The sequence below is a fragment of the Aurantiacibacter suaedae genome (assembly GCF_005434915.1).
In the GTDB taxonomy this organism is placed as follows: Bacteria; Pseudomonadota; Alphaproteobacteria; order Sphingomonadales; family Sphingomonadaceae; genus Alteraurantiacibacter; species Alteraurantiacibacter suaedae.
The window spans coordinates 1,324,627-1,346,179 of the sequence record NZ_SKCG01000001.1; the positions used below are offsets into that span (position 1 = coordinate 1,324,627).

Consider the following 21,553-nt stretch of genomic DNA (forward strand, 5'->3'; position numbering starts at 1 on the left):
GACCTGGTCCGTTACGCGGTCGGATCGTCCTTCACGGCCTGGGCAATCGCGGTAATGGCACGATCCACAATGGCGCGTTCCTCCGCAGGAACATCCTCCATGAGCTCCCGGAAACGTTGCCGCCGCGCCGCCACCACGCGCCCCCGCAGCTCGACCCCAAGCGGCGTGGCGGAGATGATGAGCCGCTTCCCGTGATTGGGATCGGCCTCTCGCACCAACAGCCCCTTGGGTTCGAGCTTGCGCATGGCCCGGCTGATCTCGGCCCGGTCGATGCCGCCTGCGCCGCCGATGTCGCTGGCGCTGCATGGCCCCATCGCGCAAGCAATGGCCAGCAGCCGCCACTCGGCCAGACTGAGACCGAACTGCTCCATCAAATGATGTTGCGTCTCGCGTTCGAGCATCCTGGCAAGCAGCAGGATTCGATACGGAAGATGATCCTCCCCGAAGAGGTACCAGACTTTTGGCAGTCCCATATCACCTGGTTGCCAAGGGAAGCGGCGCTTGGCAATCCCGATCTTCTTGGAGAAACAAACCGTTGATCGCGCCATGCTGGCGCGGTTCGGCTCAGCGCAGACCGGGGAATGGTTACCGAAAAATATGTTGACGCATCAACTTAAAGTCGGAACTAGGGGCGCCATGACCGAAAAGCACCCCTTTGCTCCGACGCTGGAACATGCGTTCACCATTTCGATCGAACTGTCGAAACCGTACTGGATCAAGCCCAGCGCCCGCGGCGACACACGCGCGGCAATCTATGCTGCCTCTGGCAAGGTCGAAGGACCGCGCCTTAACGGGACCGTGGTGCCGATGTCGGGCGGCGACTTTCCGCTCAGCCGCGAGAACGGGGTGATCGATTTCGATGCCCGCTACCTGCTCGAAGCCGACGACGGGGCGATCATCTACCTCCAGAACTACGGCTATCGCTGGGCCAAGAACGACGACATCGCGGCCAAGATGTCGGCCAACGAGGATGTCGGTTTCGACGATTATTATATGCGCGTAACCCCCCGCTTCGATGCGCCTGCGGGGCCGCATGAATGGATGTCGCGCCATGTGTTCGTGGGCGTTGCAGAGAAGGTGCCGGGCGCAAACCGCATCCACTATTTCGTGGTCCTGTAATGAGCGCGCGCGCGCCCTTCCCCTGGCTTACGCGCCCCGGCGTCGATCCGTTCAGCGCCAAGCACAAGCCGCCGCTGCCACCGGCAGACTATGACAGGCGGACGGAGCAAGGCCTGCTGATCGAGCGCAACTGCGAAATCCCGTTGCGCGATGGCACACGCATTTTCTGCGACCTCTATCGCCCCGAAGGCGCGTTGCGCGACGTGCCGATCCTGCTGGCCTGGGGGCCTTACGGGAAACACTCGCATTCCAATCAGGTGTTCTGGCCGCGCTCGGGCGTGAACCCTGAATGGCTCTCGCCCCTCACGCCATTCGAGGGGCCGGACCCGGTCTGGTGGGGCCAGCATGGCTATGGCGTCGCCGTGGTCGACCCGCGCGGGGCGTGGCTGTCGGAAGGCGACTTCCACCATAACGGCATTCAGGAGGCCGAGGACTGCGCCGATGCCATCGAATGGCTCGGCGGACTCGACTGGGGTAACGGTAAGGTCGGGATGACCGGCGTCTCCTACCTTGCAGCAATCCAGTATCTGGTCGCGCCCCTGAAGCCGGAGCCACTTGCGGCGCTCAATCCATGGGAAGGCTTTTCCGACTGGTATCGCGAATTCGCCTATCACGGCGGCATTCTGGAGACGGGCTTCCTGCCGCGCGCCTCGGACAACATCGTTTATTCGCTCGGGCGTACCGAGAACACTTGGGAGAACGCCAAGGCGCATCCGCTGATCGACGAATTCTGGGAATCGAAGGCGCTCGATCTGGAAGGCGTCACGCAGCCGGCCTACTGTGTGGCAAGCTGGTCCGATCAGGGCCTTCACCTGCGCGGCACTATCGAGGCCTGGCATCGGTTCTCGAGCGAACAGAAGTGGCTCGACATCCACGGCCAGAAGAAGTGGGCGCACTATTATCTGCCCGAAAGCCGCAAGCGTCAGCTCGCTTTCTTCGACCATTTTCTGCGCGAACGCGAAACGAGCATCGCTGCATGGCCGCCGGTGCGCATCGAGGTGCGCGATCGGCATGGCGCGCAAGTCGAGCGCGCCGAGCAGGAGTTTCCGCCTGCGCGCACCGCCTTCCGCACACTCCATCTCGATATGGCCAGCGGGTCGCTCGTAGGGGAAGCGCCAAACGAGAGTTGCCTGCGGCAGGATGCCGTCGAAGGCAGCGCCCACTTCGACTATCTCTTCGAGAAAGAGACGGAAATCACCGGCCATGCCGCACTGCGGCTGTGGGTACAGGCCGAGGGCAGCGACGACGTCGATCTGTTCGTCGCGTTGGAGAAGCTCGACCGCGCCGGCGAGAAAGTCGGCTTCACCTTTTATGCTTTCTACGAATATGGCCCGGTGGCGCTCGGCTGGCAGCGCGCCAGCCACCGCGAGCTGGACGCGGCGAAATCTTCGCCGGGTCGCCCGGTCCACACACACCGTAGCGAAGAGCGGCTCAAGCCCGGCGAAGTGGTGCCGGTCGAGATCGAGCTGTGGCCGTTCTCGACCCGCTTTGCAGCCGGGGAAAGCCTGCGCGTTATTGTAGCGGGCAAGGACATTTACCGGCGCGAAGAAGGCGTCATGCTGCCCTTCCCTATGCACGAAGAGACGCGCAACGCAGGCACTCACTTCTTCCACTCTGGCGGCGCGTACGACTCCGTATTGCGCCTGCCCGTCATCCCGCAAAGGAAAGAGGCATGAGCCCCGCAGATTGCCAGTTGGAGCATGTGTTCGACGTCGAAGTGCTGTTCGGTGCTGACCGCGCCATTTTCGGCCCGCTGCCCAGCGGATCGAGCCAAGGCTATACTCCGGCTATCGGCGGCACGATCAGCGGCCCACGCCTGAGCGGAACGGTCGTCCCCCACAGCGGCGCCGACTACGCCACGGTGCGGATAGACGGCGTGATCGAGCTGAAGGCGCACTATCTGCTCGAAGCCGACGACGGGACGCGAATCTATATCGAGAACAAGGGCTTTCTCGTCCGCCCCGCGCCCGGCGCACCGCAGCCCTCGTATTTTCGGCTGACGCCTTATTTCCGCGTGCCTCAGGGGCCGCACGACTGGCTTGAACGAACGGTGATCGTTGGTGGCGGGGAACGGCGCACCGATCCTGATCGCACCCTCTTCAGATACTACGCCCTCAGGTGACCGAAAGGAGAATGGGAGCGACACGCGTGCCTTTTTGACAGGTCGCCATTTTGACGCTGGCCCGACCCCGCCGGGTCGGCAAACCACCAGCCACTTGCGCGGGCCGCCAACAGGCGGGCGCGCTGTTTGTGCAAATTTCGAAGGGAGAGAATGACATGGCCAATCGGCTTGAAAACCGCACGTTGAGCAGGCGGATGCAGCACAGCGCCAGCGCGCTCGCGATCGGTATGGCTCTCGCCATGCCTTGTGCCGCACAGGCACAGGATAGCGCGGAACAGGCGGATGCGCCTGCGAGCACTATCGTCGTGACCGGTTCGCGCATCGCGCGCGACGGGCTCGATGCGCCCACCCCGATCACCGTCGTCGGCGCTGAGCAGATCGACCGCCAGGGCGCAACCAACCTTGCGCAGGTGCTCAACGAAGTCCCCGCTTTCCGCCCGCAGAGCACGCCTGCCACCACCGCCATCTTTCAGAACAACATCGGCGCCAATACCGCCGACCTTCGGGGTCTCGGCGCGAACCGCACGCTGGTGCTGATCGACGGGCGCCGCGTGGTTCCGGCAACGGTTCAGGGCAGCTCGTTCGCTCCGGCGGGCGCGGTGGACCTCAACATGGTGCCGACTTCGCTGGTGCAGCGCGCCGAAGTCGTAACCGGCGGCGCTTCGGCGGCCTATGGCTCGGATGCGGTCGCGGGGGTGGTCAACCTGATCCTCGACACCAGCCTGCAAGGCATCCGTGGCAGCGCCCAGCTTGGCGTTTCGGACCAGAGCGACAACACCGAGCTTTCCGTATCGCTGGCCGGTGGCACCAGCTTTGCCAATGGGCGGGGCCGCGTGGTGGCCGGGGTCGACTATGTCGATAACAAGGGCACCGGCGATTGCTATTCGCGCGACTGGTGCTCGCTGAGCTACAACACGGTCTCCAATCCGCTCGTCGATCCGACCGATCCCTCGCAGGGCCGCGTGCTGGCCAATGCGCCCGCCACCCTGATCCTTCCCAACGCCCGCACCGCAACGGCGACGATCAACGGCCAGATCATCGGCGGTCCGCTCGCCGGCACCGAAGTCCGGTCCGACGGCACGCTGTTCCAGCACGATCCCGGCATCTTCTATGGCGCGGGCATTTTCCAGAGCGGCGGGGGCGACCCTCAGCTGGCGTTCTACCAGAACTTCCCGATCTCCTCGCCCAGCGAGCGGCTGAACAGCTTTGCTCATCTCGAATATGACGTGAGCGACGCGATCACTTGGTTCCTCGAAGGCTCGTTCAGCAAGGTCAGCGCCAACACCATCGGTGCCCAGCGCCGCGATCTTGGCCCCCGCGTGATCACCCGCGACAACCCCTTCATTCCTGACAGCCTTGCCGCCCAGATGGACGCGGCCAGCCTGGACTCGGTTCGGGTGGCGCGCATCTGGAACGATCTCGGGCCACAGCAAGGCACGGTTGACCGGGAAATCTATCGCGGCGTGACTGGTGTCAAAGCCGATTTTGGCGGCAGTTTCACGCTCGATGCCTATTACCAGTACGGGCAGACCAACTACAGCCAGCGCGGCTACAATACCAACATCAACCAGAACATGATCTTCGCTCTGGATGTGGTGACGGACCCCGCAACCGGCAATCCGATCTGCCGCGCCGTGCTCGCGGGCAATCCTGCCGCAGCCGGATGCGAGCCGCTCAACATCTTCGGCAACGGCAGCCCGTCCGCGGCGGCGGCTGACTATGTCAGCGGCACTGTGGAGCAGGATACGACGCTCCGGCAGCATGTCGCGTCGGTTGCGGTCCAAGGCAGCCTGTTCGAATTGCCGGGCGGGTCCCTCGCCGTGGCGACGGGCATCGAGTATCGAGCCGACGAAGCGCAGGGAACCGCCGACCCGATCTCTACTTCGCTGGGCTTCTACACCGGTCCCGGGGCGCCGATCTCTGGCGACGTCAACGTCTGGGAAGGCTTTGTCGAAGTGGTCGCGCCAGTCACCGATATGATCGAACTCAACGGCGCCGTGCGCCTCACCGACTACAGCACCAGCGGTTCCGTCACCACCTGGAAGGTCGGCGCGGACTTCGCCCCCACCGACTGGCTGCGCTTCCGCGCCACGCGCTCGCGCGACATCCGCGCGCCTAACATCTTCGAACTGTTCGGGCCGCTGCAAAGCTCGTTCCAGTCGGTGAACGACCCCGAGAACGGGAGCGCGCAGGTGCTGACCTCGGTGCTTCTCGGCGGCAACCCCGATCTCGAGCCGGAGAAGGCAGACACCTGGACCGCTGGCGTAGTCCTGCAACCGCGGCTTGGCCCCGGCAACCTGCGCCTCTCGGTCGACTACTACGACATTCAACTGGAGGGCGCAGTGTCGACCTTGGGTGCGCAAGTGCTGGTTGACCGCTGCTCGGCCGGTTCTGCCGAGCTGTGCCAATTCATCGATCGCGATGGCGCGGGCATGATTACGGCTATTCGCAACTTCAACCTGAACCTCAACACGCTGATCACGCGCGGTTGGGATGTCGAAGCATCTTACCGGCTGCCTTTGGGCAACGGCGACCTTACGCTGCGCGGTCTTGCGACGATTGTCGATGATCTCACCACGGTGGACTCTACAGGCATTTCGCAGGATCGCGCCGGTATGAACGGCTCGCCCGTCTCGCAACCGTCGGGTGTGCCGCGCTATATCCTGAACGGCTATTTGACCTATGCCGCAGAACCGTTCACCGCGCAGCTTCAGGTCCGTCACATTGCGCCGGGTGCTTACAACACCAGCCTGGTCGGTCCTGGAGACGAAGGATACGATCCGTTGCTTCCCAACTCCATCAACGACAATCACATCGATGCCTGGACCTACGTTAACCTCAATGCGAGCTACGACGTGTGGCGCGATGGCGACCGGAACGTTCAGCTATTCGGCGTGATCAACAACCTGTTCGACAAGGATCCGCCGGTCGATGCGCCTTCTAGCTTCGGGCCGACCAACAATGTGCTCTATGACGTTGTCGGACGGTATTACAGGGTGGGCGTGCGCTTCCGCTACTAAGGGGTGATATTGCTGGCAGGCGGCCCGGTGCCGCTTGCCAGCCTTTCCCCCTTCCCAGAACTATCCCACGGAGCGGCTGAAGTTCGCGGTGCGAATGCGGACGAACAGCCCATCTTTTATGTCGTAAAACGCGAAGTTTACGCTTTGCCGCCTTTCTCCCTTCCGCATGCCGCCGCGGGGGAAATCGGGCCAGTCTCCTTTGGAAACGAGTGTCGTCACCAATTCTGCGGCTAGCAGTTCGGTGCTGCCAACCACACTGCGCACTTCCACCGTCTCGACGACCTGTTCATGAATTCGGCGGTAGAATTCCATGACCATGGCCCGTCCGGCTAACGTGGCTGCTTGGCCGCGAAAGTCGACCTCGGGATGATAGTAGGCACCGAACGCATCGTAATCGCGAGCATTGAACGCGTCGACATAGCGCCCGAACCAAGGGCGGCTGCCGATCGCGTCCACGCTGTCAGACCCGGCTCGCATCAGGAGCAAGCACGGCCTTTCCGTTTCTTATTACCCGGCCCAGCACGAACACCAGACAAGCGACCGCAAGTGGCACGCCTGCCGCAAGACCCAGTGTGAGTTGAAGCGAAAATTCCTGCGCCACAGCGTAACCGCCATAGAACGGAGCCAACACACCGCCGACCCGGCCCGCGCCCCCTGCCCAGCCGAGCGCCGTGCTGCGCATACGCGGAGGATAGACCTTGGTAATAAGCGTGTTGAGTCCGGCTTGCCCACCCGTTTGGAGAAAGTTGAACGCCACCAGAAGAACAACGAAGATGCCTGCCTCGAACGAAACCCAGCTGATCCCAAGGTACGCCAGGAACAGCCCGAAATAGAATAGCGGGATCATTCGCGTGGCCCGGAATCTGTCCATCAGATAGCCAATCAACAATGTGCCCGCGATGCTGCCGATATATCCGATCAGAGCCGAGACGGCGAATTCCTGAATAGGGATACCGGCCATTTCCTGGAAGAAGGTGGGGAGCCATTGGCTGGTCATGGCGATGCTGGTCATCGAAAGCAGGCAGGCGGCCCAGATAACGCAGGTCATCAAGGTGCGGCCTTCGGTGAAAATATCGGTCAACTTGGCCTTGCGGGCTTTGGCGTCCTTCTCCTCGCCTAGCACGAACACGGCATCTTCAGGGATATCGAGCGTAGGGTCCATCCTGCGCATGGTTTTGGCAAGAGTGCTGTCGTGCGGATTACGCTCCGCGCGGAACTTGAGCGATTCCGGAACGAAGAAATAAAGCAACGGAATGACCAGGATCGGAGCGATGCCGCCGATCCAGAATGCGCTCTGCCAACCATAGATATCAAGCAGCCATGCAGCCACCGCGCCGCTCGAGGCGTTTCCGCTCGAATAGCCCACCAGCGACAAGGCGATAAAGCTTGCCCGGCGATAGGCGGGTGTCACTTCTGAAATCATCGCCAGGGCCATGGGCAAGCCGGCGGCCATGAACACACCGGCAAGCGTACGGAGTATCGTTAGCTGTGTCAGCGTTTCAGCCCAGACACTTGCCAAGGTGATGAGGCCAAACAGCGCGCACGACACCATCAGCATGTTTCGCCGCCCGAACCTGTCTGCCAGCGGCGATACGCCAAAAGCGCCAACCGCAAGGCCAATCTGCTGCCAAACGAAGAGATTGGCCATCGCTTCGGGCGGCTGGCCGAAGCCATCGGCAATGGCCGGCGCAATCTTGCCGATCATGAACATGTCGAACCCATCGATAAAACAGACGAGTCCGCAGACCAGCAGCACCACGAGATGATGGGAGCCGACTTTCTGCTTGTCGATGAAGGCCTCGATATCGATGCGGGTCATGCCGTTTGAAAAGTCCTCTCTTGCCTTGCCTGTTTTGATTTCTGGCTCAGGCTGTAAGTTGATCGCTCAACCTGTTTCGACAACCGGGGCAGCTGTCAAGCAATGGTGCCACAGGTGCCAGGCGCGCCGAGCCAATATCATCGCTGCGCCAACCAACCAGGGCAGTCAGACCTCAGCCTCCGGATCCAAGCTGACATACAGCTTGTCGAGAATGTATCCGAGAAACAGCAAATCGGAGGGCGTCAGGATGCCGAGGATGTCGTCTTCCATTGCCGTAACGGAAATGAAAATTTCATCGAGCAATTCGCGTCCGGATTCAGTCAGTTCGATAGCGTAGCGCCGGCGATCATCCGACAGCCGCGACCTTGTGACTAAAGACCTGCGCCGCATATCGTTGAGGATTCCAACGGCAATAGAGGCATCGACGTCAATTTCGCGGGCGACTTCGCTTTGCGATATTCCGGGGTTTGCCTCGATGATGGCAAGGGCGCTGATCCCGCCACTTCGAAAGCTGAATTGCCTTGTCTGCTCCGAAAAGCGGCGAGAAAGTCTCTGATGCACACGCCGTAACCGGAAGCCCAAGTTCCTGTTTAACCGACCTAATTTTATTTCGCCCGAGGCCTTACCCTCTTCTGAGCCCCGATCTTCGTCACTCGCCATAATCAATCGCAATCCATCGTATCGGTTGGGTCTTTCAGGCGTTGGCCCGCCCTTCTTGCCTGGTGGCACCAGCAAAAAAGTCTGACAATTTGCCGTTCACTCTACCAATCATTTCCCGTGCTATTAATGCTGTGGAACCAGCACGTAGAGGAAGCCTAACATGAAAATCCGTAAAGCAGTCAGCGCCTTGACACTGGCCTTCTATCCAATCTTGTCAGTTACCGGTGCAGCACCGGCATCGGCGCAGGAACCGCAACCTCCGCAGATCGCTGAGGCCGATGGTTCAGGCGCTTACCCTGCAACCTTCGTCGGGCTGCCCAGCTTGCCCAATCACGTAGTCTATATGCCGCGTGACCTTTCGGTGGTGAAGAAAAATGCACTCCCGGTTTATGTTTACGGCAACGGAGGATGCAGCGCAGACGGATTGAGTTCTCGCAATCATTTGCTCGAGATCGCTTCGCATGGATATATCGCAATCGCGCCCGGAGTGATTCCCGGGCCCAACAGGGAGATTCCCGTTCCACGCCAACTGGAATCGGGATTGCTTAGCGCAGACACACCAAGCTCAGCCCTTGGCGAAGCAATCGATTGGATTCTTGAACAGAACTCGCGTGAGGACAGCCCGCTCGCAGGCCTTGTGGCGACCGACAAGATCGCGGTGTCAGGCTGGAGCTGTGGAGGCCTTCAGGCGCTGATCAATGCCGGCGATGCGCGCGTTACCACAACGATCATTATGTTCAGCGGCATTTTCAATAACGAGGTCAGTCCGATTGCCGGCATGGAGGCGAACAAGTCCTTGCTGGACGAACTGCACGGGCCAACCCTTTACGTTCTGGGTGGGCCGGAAGACGGGGCGCAACCGAACGGGCTTGACGACTTTGGCCGTATCGAAGGCCTGCCAGCAGCGCTGGTGGACATTCCGGTGGGCCACGGCGGCACGTTTCACGAGGTGGACGGCGGCGTCGGCTCCGAGGTGGTGGTCAAATGGCTCGACTGGGTTTTGAAGAACGATGCTGAAGCCGCAGCCTACTATCGTGGCGACGACTGCGGCTTTTGCGAAGACGATCGTTTCAAACTTCTTCGCAAGAATATCGATTGAGAAAAACGAGGCGGCGGAAGGGTTTCCGCCGCCTCCAGGGAGGATTGCGATGCCGCAGCCTCAAAATGACTTTCTTAGGCTGACAGCAAATCTCCGGCCAATCGGATCGGAAGCGGTCGCGTCATAGCCGCCACTTCCGTTCCCGTTCGGAGCAAGCTGAGCGTAGGGCGGATCGATGTCGAAGACGTTGAACACTTCCAGACCGATCGCGAGTGGGCCGCCCAGCACACCATCTTCTCCATTCACAAAATAGGTCAGAGCAAGGTCTATGGGGGTATAGCTGTCCACCTTCTGCTCCGGGGTGGCGATATCGTTTACGTAGCTCCCAACATGATGAGCCACGGCGCGAACACGAAAATCATCATGCGCCCAGGCGACCGTTGCCCGCGCCTTGAAGCGCAGCGGTTCGAAGATGAAGTTCAGGCGATCCAGCAATGGCGCCGAGGGCGTCACTGCAGTTTGGTAGTTGGTCAGATAGGTACCACTCAGATTGAACGAGAGTTGGTCCTCGTTCGCCAGGCGAGTCTCGTAAGTTGCCTGGAAATCGATGCCCTCGGTTTTCGAAGTTCCCAGATTGCTCGGTCTGCCGTCGACAAACAGATTGATATTATCAGGATCGCCGCCCGGGATTACCCCGAACAGGCCAGCGCCTGCATCGAGAAACTCCTGCACCAGATCACGCGCCTCGGTGCCGCGGATGATGATGCCCGTTCCTGCGAACTCATCTTCACGGGTTAGCAATTGCAGGTTCGAGAGGTAGCCTGCAATCTTGTTCGTATAGTCGACCGAAAAGTATGTGGCGCTGAACCGAAGCCCGGTTGCTGCCTCCCAGTCAACGCCTGCTGACCAGCTGGTCGCCTCTTCTGGATTAAGTCCGGTATTGGGGCCGGCCAGTGTGAAGCCGGTTACCGGGGCTCCGCCGTCGGGCGCAACGTAATTCTGCACGTAGAAGTTGTTGCTGCCGTTGACCTGACTGAGTTCGGGCGCACGAAACGACGTGCCATAGCTTCCGCGAAGCGTAACACCGTCCACCGGTTCCCATGTCAGGCCGAACTTGGGGTTGGTGGTCCCGCCAACATCGCTGTATTCGTCGTATCGCAACGCTGCGCTTAGCGTCAGCCGTTCGAACCCCGGCATTGCATTTCCTAGTCCGAATATCGGTATGATAACTTCGCCGTAAAGCGAATCCACGCGCCGGTCGTATCCGCTCAGCGTGAAAGGGGTTCCGACTTCTCCGAAGCCGCCCCCGCCCAGAACAGAAAATTCCTGCCCTTCATAGCCGGTGGCAAGTTGCGCGGCGCCGCCCGGAAGCTCGATAAGCGTACCGCTGAGATGCGCTTCGTAGCCGGTAAAGCGCGTGTAGGTAGGCGCGATAAATTGCTGGTTTTGAATGCCGGCAATCGTCGCCGCAGTCGTGCGGCCGAGATTGTAGGGATCAAGGGCAGTATCTGGATCGCTGCTGGCCAGCGCCTCGTTTAAGGCGGTGTTGCTCAGACCAGCATATTGATACGAATCGTCATTTGTTCGGCCGTAATTGTAAAGCGCGGCCACTTCCCAGTCCGAGAAAAGCTGAATCTCGATCTTGGGTGTGATCCCCCAGGTCTCTGCTGATCCGGTTTGCGTATTGCGGGGAAATACACCTCTGAAGTTCGTTGCGATCTCGTAGCTGTCCCCCGTAAAACCGGGCGGAGCGATAAAGAATGCATTCGTGCTGGGCACGGTGATGTTCGTTGATTCGAACGACGGCTGCCGAACGAATTTGCGCATTGAATAGAAACCATCGGCGGAAAAGGTCAGCCAATCGGTGATCTCTTGCGTGAAGGTGGCATTCGCCGAGTCATATTCCTGTTCCGGGAACAGATCCTGCCCGAGTTGCTCGTTGCAAAGATTGGCCGTCCCCGCCGTCAGCTGATCGGGGGAGCTCAGGCCGCCTTCTGGTATCGCGTAGGTTGTGCCGTTCGCGATGATTGTGCCAGGGTTACACTGTGTCGAGCGGAAATCGGGCCCGCCGAACGGGCGCTGGTCCGCAGCGAAGAAATCCCGATCATCTCCGCTGAGATTGGAACGAAACACATGATCATACGCGACCATGACCTGCCCGGTGCCCCAAGTTTGCCCCACGGCAAGGCCGGCCCGCCATTCTTCGAAAGCGCCATCATCTGACGTGCCATAGCGGGCGGAAAGCTCCACCCCGTCCAAGGATCGGCGCGGGATGATATTGATGACGCCGGCGACCGCGTCAGATCCGTAAATTGCCGATGCGCCATCAGCGATCACCTCCAGCCGCTCTACACCCAGCGAAGGGATGACCGAAGGGTTGGTTGCACGGCCGTTGTTGGCCACCCGGTGACCATCGAGCAGAACCAGAGTAGATGACGGCCCCAGCCCGCGCAAATTGACCGAATTGTTGTAAACGATGTTACCTGCCCCGCCCGATTGCGCGCGGGAGTTCTCGCTTACGCCAAGATCGAAAACCTGAGGCAATTCCTGAAGGATGCGATCAACGGTTACCGATGCGCTGTCTTCGATCTGCTGGCGCCCAAGCGTGCTTACGTTGGAGCCGACCGGCTGGACCCCGCGAATACGAGATCCGGTTACGACGATCACTTCACGATCGGCCGCAGCACCAACCGTAGCATCCGGGCTGCTTTGCGCTTGGGCACCGCTCGCTGCGGCGCCCACAATAGCCGTACAAATCATTAAACCAGTACGAAAACCGACCTTCCAAGTTACCTTCATCTTACTCCCCCTCTTCCCCCGGTCGCGCAAAACTTGCACGCTATAATCGTTGATTTACTCAACCATAATTTGCGTTCGATCAGGCGTCAATATGTATGACAAATGGTAGCTGGCGCCTTTTCGATAGCGGACGTGTGGGGACATCCGCACGGATGCGCCGCTCGCTATCGACTCTATTCTCTTAGTTAACCGGAAGTTGAAGGCAGGCAGATTGCCCAAGCTCTCATTCGGTTGGGCATAGCAACGAATTGGATGAATGCGCGCGCCTTCTGATTTCGCGCTGCCCGCAAAAGAGAAACCCGCCGGGCGTAGCGCTCCGCCGGTCCCTGCCGTTAGGCAGGACGATATGCTAGGCTCAAGGCGGACCGATCATTTAGTCAGCCGGCGAACAAACCCGTGGGCAGCCCTTTCGCGCCGCCGCAATCGACCTCAAACAATGCGCCATCATATCGGCTGTCGGGCAAATCCTGCGCCGCCGATGTAACGAACATACGGTCAAGGTCTGCACCGCCAAAGGTGATATTGGTGATCTGTTTTGCTGGCAGGGAAATGGATTTTTCCAGCCGCCCGTCCGGATTGAAGCGGCTTATGCGGGAGGCACCCCAATGCGCCACCCACAGCCCCCCTTGGCTATCTACGGTCATTCCGTCTGGAGCGCCGTCATCCGGGCCAAAGCTGATAAAGATCTCCCGGTCACGTGCGCCTTCGGGTGTTCTGGCGAACCGATAGATAATCTTGCGCACGGTGTCTGTATGATAAAGCCAGTTACCGCAGGGCGAAAAAGCCGGCCCGTTGGTTACTCCATAGCCGCTGTCTATCCGACTCCAGCTGTAATCAGGGGCGACCCTGTAAAGCGATCCGGCTTCCCCTTCACAATCGAAATCCATCGTGCCGCACCAAATGAACCCGCTACTATCTGCCTTGCCGTCATTCATGCGATTGTTGGGCAGGTGCGGCTCAAGGTCTGCAACTGGGTCGATGACAAGTGGATCGAGGGCGATGCGTGCGATGCCGCTTTGCAGCCCTGCTATCAGGCCGCCATTCTTGCGTTCAACCAGCCAGCCCACCGGCTCAGGCATGGCGCACCGCTCTACGCCCAGGCTTTGAAGATCTAGGCGATTGATCGCCGGGGCGAGAATATCTGTCCAGTAGAGAGCATTTTCCCTCCCGCTCCAGCACAACCCTTCGCCAAGCAGATCACGGTCGCGCCTTTCGATCAGTTGCCAATCACCCATCACCTATGACTCCAAACCTCATTCACGCCGCGTGCGGTTAAATATATAGTCCTACAATTTGGATCAAAAGCAACTGCCTTTGCGGAACAAGCCAGCCGAATCCCTTTCATGCACCAACCGATTTTGCGAACTTGCGGCAAGTAGGCCATTCGATTTAACGCTTACCGCTACGACACTAAAAATCGCCGGAAAGAGCCAAGTGGCGATAATCGTTGGATGCTTTCTTCGGTCCATCGAGCCGACGGTTCGTAATACGATGAGCCGCACGAAATGCGTGCTTTTGGCGCTTCGGGCACCCGTTTCATCGCGCAAACAAATGGACAGATCCAACCATTGACAATTGAATCGATCCGGGCGACGTATTTGTCATACAAATAAGGAGAGGTTGGTGGCTGGGGTAGAGATGGCTTGCGTTTCCAAGCGCTTCGGTGACGTGCTGGTCATCGATAAAGTTTCTCTTGAGGTTCAGGCCGGAGAGTTCATCGTCTTTCTCGGACCATCCGGTTGCGGCAAATCGACCCTGCTGCGCATGATCGCAGGCCTCGAAACGGTAGACGATGGCACTATTCATATAGGCGAACAACGCGTCGACACATTGCCGCCGGGCAAGCGCGATGTTGCGATGGTTTTTCAACACTATGCGCTATACCCGCATATGACGATAAAGGAGAACCTGGCGTTCGGTTTGAAGAACCGCCGGGTGCCTGCCAGCGAAATTTCAGCGCGGGTGGAAGCAGCGGCATCCAGCCTCGAGATCGGCGATTTTCTCGAACGACGTCCCGGCCAGCTATCGGGCGGGCAACGGCAGCGCGCCGCCATTGCCCGTGCAATCGTGAAACAGCCGAGCCTGTTCCTGTTCGATGAGCCTCTTTCGAACCTCGATGCCGCCTTGCGCGCGCGAACGCGCATAGAACTTGCTCAGCTTCACCAACAGTTGGGCACAACAATGATTTTCGTGACCCATGATCAGGTGGAGGCAATGACGCTCGCCGATCGCATCGTGGTTCTTCACGATCATCGCATTGAACAGATCGGCACGCCGATGGAAATCTACCGGCGACCAGCAACAAAATTCGTGGCCAGTTTCGTAGGTACGCCGAAAATCAATATAGTCGAACTCACGGCGGCCAAGAACGGCGCAATGACGACAGCTGCGCTGCCAGACGGCACGGCGCTGGAAACATGCATCCCCTGGAACGCAAGTTTCGCCGAAACCGGAACGACACTGGGTTTGCGGCCCGAGGCGATCAGGGTTGTTGCGCAAGGCGAAGGCACCGCGGCGGGCCGAGCCAAAGTGGTCGAACGACTGGGAGAACGCACGCTCATCTATGCCGAACTTTCCGACGGCACGATGCTCACCACTGAAGACCGGGGAGATTCTCAGGTGCGGCCTGACGATATGATCGGCCTGTCGATCGACAGTTCGAATGCAGTCATCTTCACAAACGAGGGGCGCGCGCATCACGGCACCCAAGTTTCCAACTGATGGCGTGTAATATTACCAGCACCAACGGGCGAGATGCGTGGGCCAGGTGGTCGGGCATGCTTTTTGTCATGCCCTATCTGTGCCTTTTCATACTTATGCTGATCGTGCCGCTCGCGATGGGCATACGCCTGTCCTTTACGCGGGGGGATCTGTTCGGGATTAAGGAATTTGTCGGGCTGGAAAACTATGCCCGCCTTCTGGCCGATCCGGTGTTTCTCAGAACTGTTTGGAACACCGTTTATTTTGTCATTCTCACCGTTCCGTCGCTCACGATTGCAGGGCTCCTCCTCGCCCTTGCGCTTAACCGAGAGACGCGCTGGGCAGCCATCATGCGCGGGATCTTCTTTGCTTCGTTCGTACTCTCAGTGACAGTCGTCACATTGATCTGGCGACTTGTTCTGATCCCCAACGGCGGGCTTGCAGGGGTGATCGCCAAGGCTTTCGGGGCTGAACCCATTTCCTTCCTCGGCGATCAAAATTGGGCGATGCTCTCTATCGCCATGACGACGATCTGGTGGGGAATCGGCCTGCCAATGGTGCTGTTCCTTGCCGCGCTGCAACAAGTGCCGCGCGATCTGTACGAGGCCGCCGCCCTCGATAATGCCTCACGCAGCCGAATGTTGTTTGCGATAACCCTGCCCGCCATCAGCCGCACGATTGCACTGGTGCTGGTGATCGAGATCATTCTGCAGTTTCAGCTTTTCGGCCAACCTCAATTGATGACCAGTGGTGGCCCCAACAACTCCACCCGTCCCATCGTCCTGTTCATCTACGAATCCGGCTGGAGCCAATGGCAATTGGGTTACGCCTCGGCCGCGGCGCAGATCCTGTTCGCCCTGATCGCGATGGTTGCCATGGTTCAATATCGCATTTCCTCCAGGAAGGAGAGCAGGTGATGCCAGCCATTTCTTCACGCCGCTTCTTTTACGTGCAGGTTGTCGTGGTCACACTGGCGGCAGGGTTGATGTTGGTACCCTTGCTCTGGGTGCTGATTCTTTCCCTTAAAGACAGCGCGGCATTGATGAGTGACACGGCATCCGCTTTCTCACCGCCCTACACCTTGGAAAACTACGCCAATATCATTGGCGGCCAGCAGGTTTCTACCTGGCTGCTCAATTCCACGATCGTGTCGTTGGCCATGACCGCGGGCGTTTTGCTGCTTAGCTCGCTGGCTGGCTACGGCTTTTCACGGTTGGAATTTCCCGGCCGCGATGCACTGTTCGTTATCGTATTGCTCGGGCTGGCAATTCCCGAGCAGGCGGTGATCATCGGCAGGCACCAGTTGTTCAGCGCAATTTCCATGCACAACAGCTACACCGCGTTGGTCGTGCCCGGACTGTCGATGCCCTTCGGGGTCTTTCTCATGACGCAATACTTCCGCGCGATACCTCTCGAAATCGATGAAGCGGCACGGCTCGATGGCGCTTCGCGTTTCCGCATCTTCTGGCGCATCCTCCTGCCGCTCACGATCCCCGCTCAGGCAACGCTAGGCATCTTCACATTCTTCCAGGCCTGGAACGATTACTGGTGGCCGCTCGTCTCGGCGACCAATCACGATATGCTGACGCTCACTGTCGGCATCGCCTCCACCCAGGTCAACTTTGCCCAAGCCGAAGGGCTTGGCTTCCTGATGGCGCAGGCCGTTTTTGCAGGTGCTCCGATGCTGCTGATCTACGTGATCTTTCAGAAATATATCGTGCGGGCCGTTGCCGGAGCCGCTGGAAAGTGATCCGGATCGCCAAACCCCTCTTCGCGTTTGCTCTGGCATTGCTGACAGGATCCTGCGCGGATCGGGACGATCGAACCGAGCTGGTGATTCAACGCTTCTTCGGCGCCTGCCAGGCAGAATTCGGCAATCTTACCGATCCTGCCCAAGCGAATGGCGAATGCGGAATTATCACGGCGATGATAAATCAGTTCCGTTCGGAAAATCCGGATATCAAGGTGGTCGAGAACACGGTTTTCTGGCCCGGCTATGATCAGCTCAATGCGCAGCTGGCAGCCAACGGCGCGCCCGATCTGGTGACGATGCACAGTTCGGTCATTCCCGATTACAAGTCACGCGATCTGCTCCAGCCGCTCGGCCCAATGCTGGCGACGGAGGGAATAGTACCAGCCGACTTTACCGCCGCGGCTCGCGCCGGCGTAACGGTCGAAGGTGAAGTCATGGGCCTGCCGATGGATGTCTGGGCGACGCTCTGGCATATCAATCAGAACCTTTTCGACCGAGCCGGCCTGGTTCGTGACGGGGAGCCGATCCTGCCGCGCAACGTAGACGAGTTCATGGCACAGGCCGCCCAGTTCGAGGAACGCACGGGCAAGCCCTACCTTGCCCAGATCACGGCGCGCGATTTTTCTGGCCCTATGCGCAGTTTCTACATCTACATGATGCAGCAGGGCGCCAACGTTTTTAACGACGAGCGCAACGCCAATTTCGACAGCCCCGAGGGTCGCCGGGCACTCCAGTTCATGCGTGACGTCTACGCCAGAGGCTATACGACGCCCGATCAGGATTACACCGGCTCGCTGGCCACGTTCCTGCAAGGCGATGCCGGAATCGTGGTGGTGGGAACTTGGATGGTTGGCGAACTCGACGCCCGCTCTAAGGAACCAGACTCCCCCTTTTACCACGGTTATGCCGTGCGGCCCGTGCCCCAGCTGTTCGATGGGCCCGAAATTTCGTTTGTCGATGGGCACAACTGGGTAATGCCCCGCGACGACAGCAGGAGCGAAGCGGAGCAGGAAGCGGCACTGCGGTTTCTTCGCTTTTTCGCTCAGAACGATTTCCAATGGTCTCGCACAGGTCACTTTCCGGCCTTTACGAAGATCATCGAAAGCCGTGAGTGGCAAAGCCTGCCTCACCGTGCGGCGATTTCCAGCATCACCCGCATAGGCAAGCCCTTACCCAGTTTCGTGCGTCGGCAAGCGCCGATTGAGAACGTGGTGGGCGAAGAAGCGGCTGCGGCAATGTCCGGTGCCAAACCGGTCGGAAAAGCGATCAGCGATATGCAGCGCCGCACTAACGAAATTCTGCGAAGTTTCTGATTTTCAAGGAGTGAACCATATGCTGAAGGGCAGCGTCGTCGCCGACCGCGATTTCGTTATCGGCGATCTGGATCGCCGGCTGTTTGGAAGTTTTGTCGAGCATCTGGGACGATGCGTTTATGGCGGAATTTACGAACCCGGACATCCGACTGCGGACGAGCAGGGATTTCGCCAGGACGTGCTTGATCTCACGCGCGAGCTGGGTGTGTCGATCATGCGCTACCCCGGCGGCAACTTCGTATCCGGCTACAATTGGCAGGATGGGGTCGGCCCGAAGGAAGATCGCCCGGTAAAGCTCGACCTTGCCTGGTTCACGACCGAAACCAACCAGTTCGGGACCAATGAATTCATCGATTGGTGCCGGAAGGCCGAAATCGAACCGATGATGGCAGTGAATCTGGGTACGGCAGGACCGGATGAAGCTCGCAACCTGGTCGAATATTGCAACCACCCCGGCGGCACATACTGGTCCGATCTTCGCCGCAGCCATGGCTACGAAGAGCCCCACGCGATCAATTTCTGGTGCCTGGGCAACGAAATGGATGGTCCATGGCAAATCTGCGAAAAGACCGCTGTCGAATATGGCCGTGTCGCGAAGGAAGCCGCCAAGGTCATGCGCTGGACGTCCGAAGGTCTCACGCTCACCGCCTGTGGGTCATCGAGCCGCGAAATGGCTACCTATGGCGATTGGGAATACCGCGTCCTCGACGAGGTGTTCGATCACGTCGATTTCATTTCGCTACACCAATATTTTCTCAACAACGAAAATGAGACCGACCGCTTCCTCACCCATATCGATAACCTCGACTGTTTCATTACCGAGGTTGTGGCAATCGCCGATGCCGTGGCCGCCAAGCGACGTAGCAACAAGAAGATCATGCTTTCGCTCGACGAATGGAACGTCTGGTACAAGGCCAGATCGGGGACAGACATGAAGCAGGAGAACTGGCCGCAAGCGCCCAGCCTGCTCGAAGAGGTTTACAATTTCGAAGACGCCCTCGTGGTGGGCGGCGCGCTTATCACGATGATAAACCACGCGGACCGGTTGAAGACCGGCTGCCTGGCCCAGTTGGCCAATGTCATCGGCCCTATCATGACCGAAACCGGTGGCCCTGCCTGGCGGCAGACGATCTTCCATCCGTTCGCGCAGGCAGCCAACCTCGCCAGAGGGCAGGTGTTGCGCCTGATAACAGATACACCGACGTTCTCCGCCGGCGAATTCGAGAAGGCTCCCTTGCTGCTGAGCGCGGCGGTGCACGATCCGGAAACTGGCCAGCTGACTATTCTCGCGCTCAACCGCAGCCCGACCGAGGAGATGAAGTTCGCGATGCAGATGCGCGGTTTCCCGCAGATGGTAATCTATGAGGCGACCGAGCTGCATCATTCCGATCTCAAGGCAAGCAACACGAAAGATCGACCCGAAGAGGTCGCCCCCACTCCGCATGAACGCTGCGACCTGGCAGAAGATCTGACGGCCACGCTCAAGCCACTGTCATGGAACGTGTTCGTCTTGCGAACTACCGACTGACACCACCAGCGAACCTCGCGAAGAATGAGGCCGCCAAAACGAGAGGAAAACCTATGCATAGCTCCATGAGCAGAGGCAATCGCCGGCACTTCCTTCGTACCGCGACCTTGTTCACCGCTGGCCTTGCGGCAAAGCCGCAGATCGTTCTCGCGCAGAGCGGAAACGAAATCGTCGAAACGACCCATGGGCGCATCCGGGGCATGAGCGTGGACGGTATCAAATGGTTTCTTGGCATACCCTATGGCGCGGACACCGGCGGACGGAACCGTTTTATGCCGCCTCGCGATGTGGCATCATGGGCGGGGTTGAAACACTGCACTGACTGGGGGCCGGTGGCACCCCAGCAGGTTAGTGCCAATCCCAGCGACTATACCAGATATGTAGGCTGGAATAACTATCGCGGCGGCATGAGCGAGGATTGCCTTCGCGTAAACGTCTGGACCCCGGCAAACGGCGATGGCAGCAAGCGCGCAGTCCTGTTCATCATTCACGGGGGCGGATACACCAGCGGATCTGGCAATCTTGAAGCGCTGGAAGGGCAGCATCTTGCCAAGCTTGCCGATATGGTGGTGGTTTCGGTTAACCATCGATTGGGCCCGCTCGGATTTCTGGACCTGTCCGCCTTCGGCGGCGAACAGTTGGCCAGCTCGCCCAACGTAGGTTTGCTTGATCTCGTCAAATCGCTTGAGTGGGTGCGCGACAACATCGCGGCATTTGGTGGGGATCCCGCGAACGTCACCATCACCGGGCAATCGGGCGGCGGCGGCAAGTGCTCGCACCTGATGGCGATGCCTGCGGCAAAAGGTCTTTTTCACAAGGTCGCAATCCAGTCCGGCTCCACCCTGATGACCGGCCGCCACGAAACAGCGCGCGAAAATGCCGAACAGCTCTTGTCGACGCTTGGAATAGCCAAGGGGGATCTGCCTGCCTTGCAGACAGTGCCCTTCGTCGACCTTGTTAACGTTCCGGCACGTCACGGCCCTGTGCTCGATGGTAATATTGTGCCGCGCGATCCCTTCGCACCCGACGCGCCCGCAATATCCGCAGGCATTCCCATGATAATTGGAACCTGCCTTGAGGACTGGGGCTTCGCTATTAACGAGGACGGCGAAAGCGAGACTTCGATAATATCATGGCTGCATAAACAGCTGCCGGAAGATGCCGACCCTGCGCTGGCCGATACAATGGTCCGGGTTTATCGCGAGCAGTATCCCGATAAGAACGGCTTTCTGCTCCGGGCGATTATTGCCACCGATAGCTGGGTACGCCGAAATGCCTTGCTACAGGCAGAACGGCAGGCGGTTAACGATGCGCCCGTCTACATGTATCGGTGGGATTGGCCAGCTTATGGAGCCGGAGCCCACTTGGGTGCGACCCATGGTGCGGATCTGAGCCCCGCCTTTGCGAACCCGACCACTTCGCTTACCGGTAATACGCGCGAAGGGCAGAAGCTCGCACGCGAACTTGGGCTGGCCTTCGCGTCCTTTGCCAAGACGGGCGATCCAAACCATACCGAACTCCCGGCGTGGGAACCTTACGATAAGGCAGATCGCCAGGTAATGATATTCGATGCCGAAACCCGGCTTCAAAGTGACCCGGACGGGGAGATGCGAAGATTGTGGGACACCGCGCTGCCAGCATAGAGAATGCCGGGTAATCACAACGAATTCGGTGATTTGAT

17 protein-coding genes are annotated in these 21,553 nt (G+C 59.3%); 11 read left to right on the forward strand and 6 right to left on the reverse strand.

Going from position 1 to position 21,553, the window contains the following annotated elements:
* Positions 1-11 precede the first annotated feature (11 nt).
* On the reverse strand, positions 12-473 hold the full coding sequence (locus E0473_RS06300) for a MarR family winged helix-turn-helix transcriptional regulator (RefSeq protein WP_161981533.1): 462 nt from the start codon (positions 471-473) through the stop codon (positions 12-14).
* Between the two features lie 163 nt (positions 474-636).
* On the opposite strand from E0473_RS06300, the gene E0473_RS06305 reads away from it, so the two are divergent.
* From E0473_RS06305 to E0473_RS06320, 4 genes are all read left to right on the forward strand, one after another.
* Complete coding sequence (locus E0473_RS06305; RefSeq protein WP_161981534.1) at positions 637-1,119, forward strand: DUF3237 domain-containing protein; 483 nt, start codon at positions 637-639, stop codon at positions 1,117-1,119.
* Positions 1,119-2,795 carry a CocE/NonD family hydrolase gene (locus E0473_RS06310; protein ID WP_161981535.1) on the forward strand — a complete coding sequence of 559 codons (1,677 nt, stop codon included), beginning with the start codon at positions 1,119-1,121 and terminating at the stop codon, positions 2,793-2,795. Before E0473_RS06305 ends, E0473_RS06310 begins: the two co-directional genes overlap by 1 nt.
* Positions 2,792-3,241, forward strand: coding sequence for a DUF3237 domain-containing protein (locus E0473_RS06315; RefSeq protein ID WP_137679946.1), 450 nt, complete (start codon positions 2,792-2,794; stop codon positions 3,239-3,241). The genes E0473_RS06310 and E0473_RS06315 overlap by 4 nt, the downstream gene beginning before the upstream one ends.
* 155 nt (positions 3,242-3,396) lie before the next feature.
* A complete protein-coding gene (locus E0473_RS06320) occupies positions 3,397-6,261 on the forward strand; it encodes a TonB-dependent receptor plug domain-containing protein (protein ID WP_137679947.1) in 2,865 nt (954 codons plus the stop codon).
* A gap of 60 nt (positions 6,262-6,321) precedes the next feature.
* On the opposite strand, the gene E0473_RS06325 is transcribed toward E0473_RS06320, so the two are convergent.
* From E0473_RS06325 to E0473_RS06335, 3 genes are all read right to left on the reverse strand, one after another.
* On the reverse strand, positions 6,322-6,717 hold the full coding sequence (locus E0473_RS06325; protein WP_161981536.1) for a nuclear transport factor 2 family protein: 396 nt from the start codon (positions 6,715-6,717) through the stop codon (positions 6,322-6,324).
* Positions 6,718-6,721: 4 nt separating this feature from the next.
* Positions 6,722-8,080, reverse strand: coding sequence for an MFS transporter (locus tag E0473_RS06330; protein WP_137679949.1), 1,359 nt, complete (start codon positions 8,078-8,080; stop codon positions 6,722-6,724).
* A gap of 165 nt (positions 8,081-8,245) precedes the next feature.
* Positions 8,246-8,740, reverse strand: a complete 495-nt coding sequence (locus tag E0473_RS06335; RefSeq protein WP_137679950.1) for a MarR family winged helix-turn-helix transcriptional regulator — start codon at positions 8,738-8,740, stop codon at positions 8,246-8,248.
* Between the two features lie 160 nt (positions 8,741-8,900).
* On the opposite strand from E0473_RS06335, the gene E0473_RS06340 reads away from it, so the two are divergent.
* Complete coding sequence (locus E0473_RS06340; protein WP_137679951.1) at positions 8,901-9,839, forward strand: alpha/beta hydrolase; 939 nt, start codon at positions 8,901-8,903, stop codon at positions 9,837-9,839.
* Positions 9,840-9,899: 60 nt separating this feature from the next.
* Here the strand turns inward: E0473_RS06340 and E0473_RS06345 are convergent, their stop codons facing one another.
* The gene (locus tag E0473_RS06345) at positions 9,900-12,578 is read right to left on the reverse strand and encodes a TonB-dependent receptor domain-containing protein (protein WP_137679952.1); all 2,679 of its coding nucleotides are present in this window, start codon (positions 12,576-12,578) and stop codon (positions 9,900-9,902) included.
* Between the two features lie 377 nt (positions 12,579-12,955).
* Positions 12,956-13,813 (reverse strand): SMP-30/gluconolactonase/LRE family protein, encoded by an 858-nt coding sequence (locus E0473_RS06350; protein ID WP_137679953.1) that lies wholly within the window; start codon positions 13,811-13,813, stop codon positions 12,956-12,958.
* A 388-nt stretch (positions 13,814-14,201) separates the two neighbouring features.
* On the opposite strand from E0473_RS06350, the gene E0473_RS06355 reads away from it, so the two are divergent.
* The 6 genes from E0473_RS06355 (at position 14,202) to E0473_RS06380 (ending at position 21,515) form a co-directional block, all read left to right on the forward strand.
* The gene (locus tag E0473_RS06355) at positions 14,202-15,299 is read left to right on the forward strand and encodes an ABC transporter ATP-binding protein (protein WP_241657350.1); all 1,098 of its coding nucleotides are present in this window, start codon (positions 14,202-14,204) and stop codon (positions 15,297-15,299) included.
* A gap of 95 nt (positions 15,300-15,394) precedes the next feature.
* Entirely contained in the window at positions 15,395-16,195 is an 801-nt protein-coding gene (locus E0473_RS06360; RefSeq protein ID WP_241657351.1) for a carbohydrate ABC transporter permease, read from the forward strand.
* Complete coding sequence (locus E0473_RS06365) at positions 16,195-17,028, forward strand: carbohydrate ABC transporter permease (protein WP_137679956.1); 834 nt, start codon at positions 16,195-16,197, stop codon at positions 17,026-17,028. The genes E0473_RS06360 and E0473_RS06365 overlap by 1 nt, the downstream gene beginning before the upstream one ends.
* A complete protein-coding gene (locus E0473_RS06370; protein WP_137679957.1) occupies positions 17,025-18,344 on the forward strand; it encodes an extracellular solute-binding protein in 1,320 nt (439 codons plus the stop codon). Before E0473_RS06365 ends, E0473_RS06370 begins: the two co-directional genes overlap by 4 nt.
* Before the next feature lie 19 nt (positions 18,345-18,363).
* Positions 18,364-19,872 (forward strand): arabinosylfuranosidase ArfA, encoded by a 1,509-nt coding sequence (arfA, locus tag E0473_RS06375; protein WP_137679958.1) that lies wholly within the window; start codon positions 18,364-18,366, stop codon positions 19,870-19,872.
* Complete coding sequence (locus tag E0473_RS06380; RefSeq protein WP_137679959.1) at positions 19,839-21,515, forward strand: carboxylesterase/lipase family protein; 1,677 nt, start codon at positions 19,839-19,841, stop codon at positions 21,513-21,515. The genes arfA and E0473_RS06380 overlap by 34 nt, the downstream gene beginning before the upstream one ends.
* The last annotated feature ends 38 nt before the right edge of the window (positions 21,516-21,553 follow it).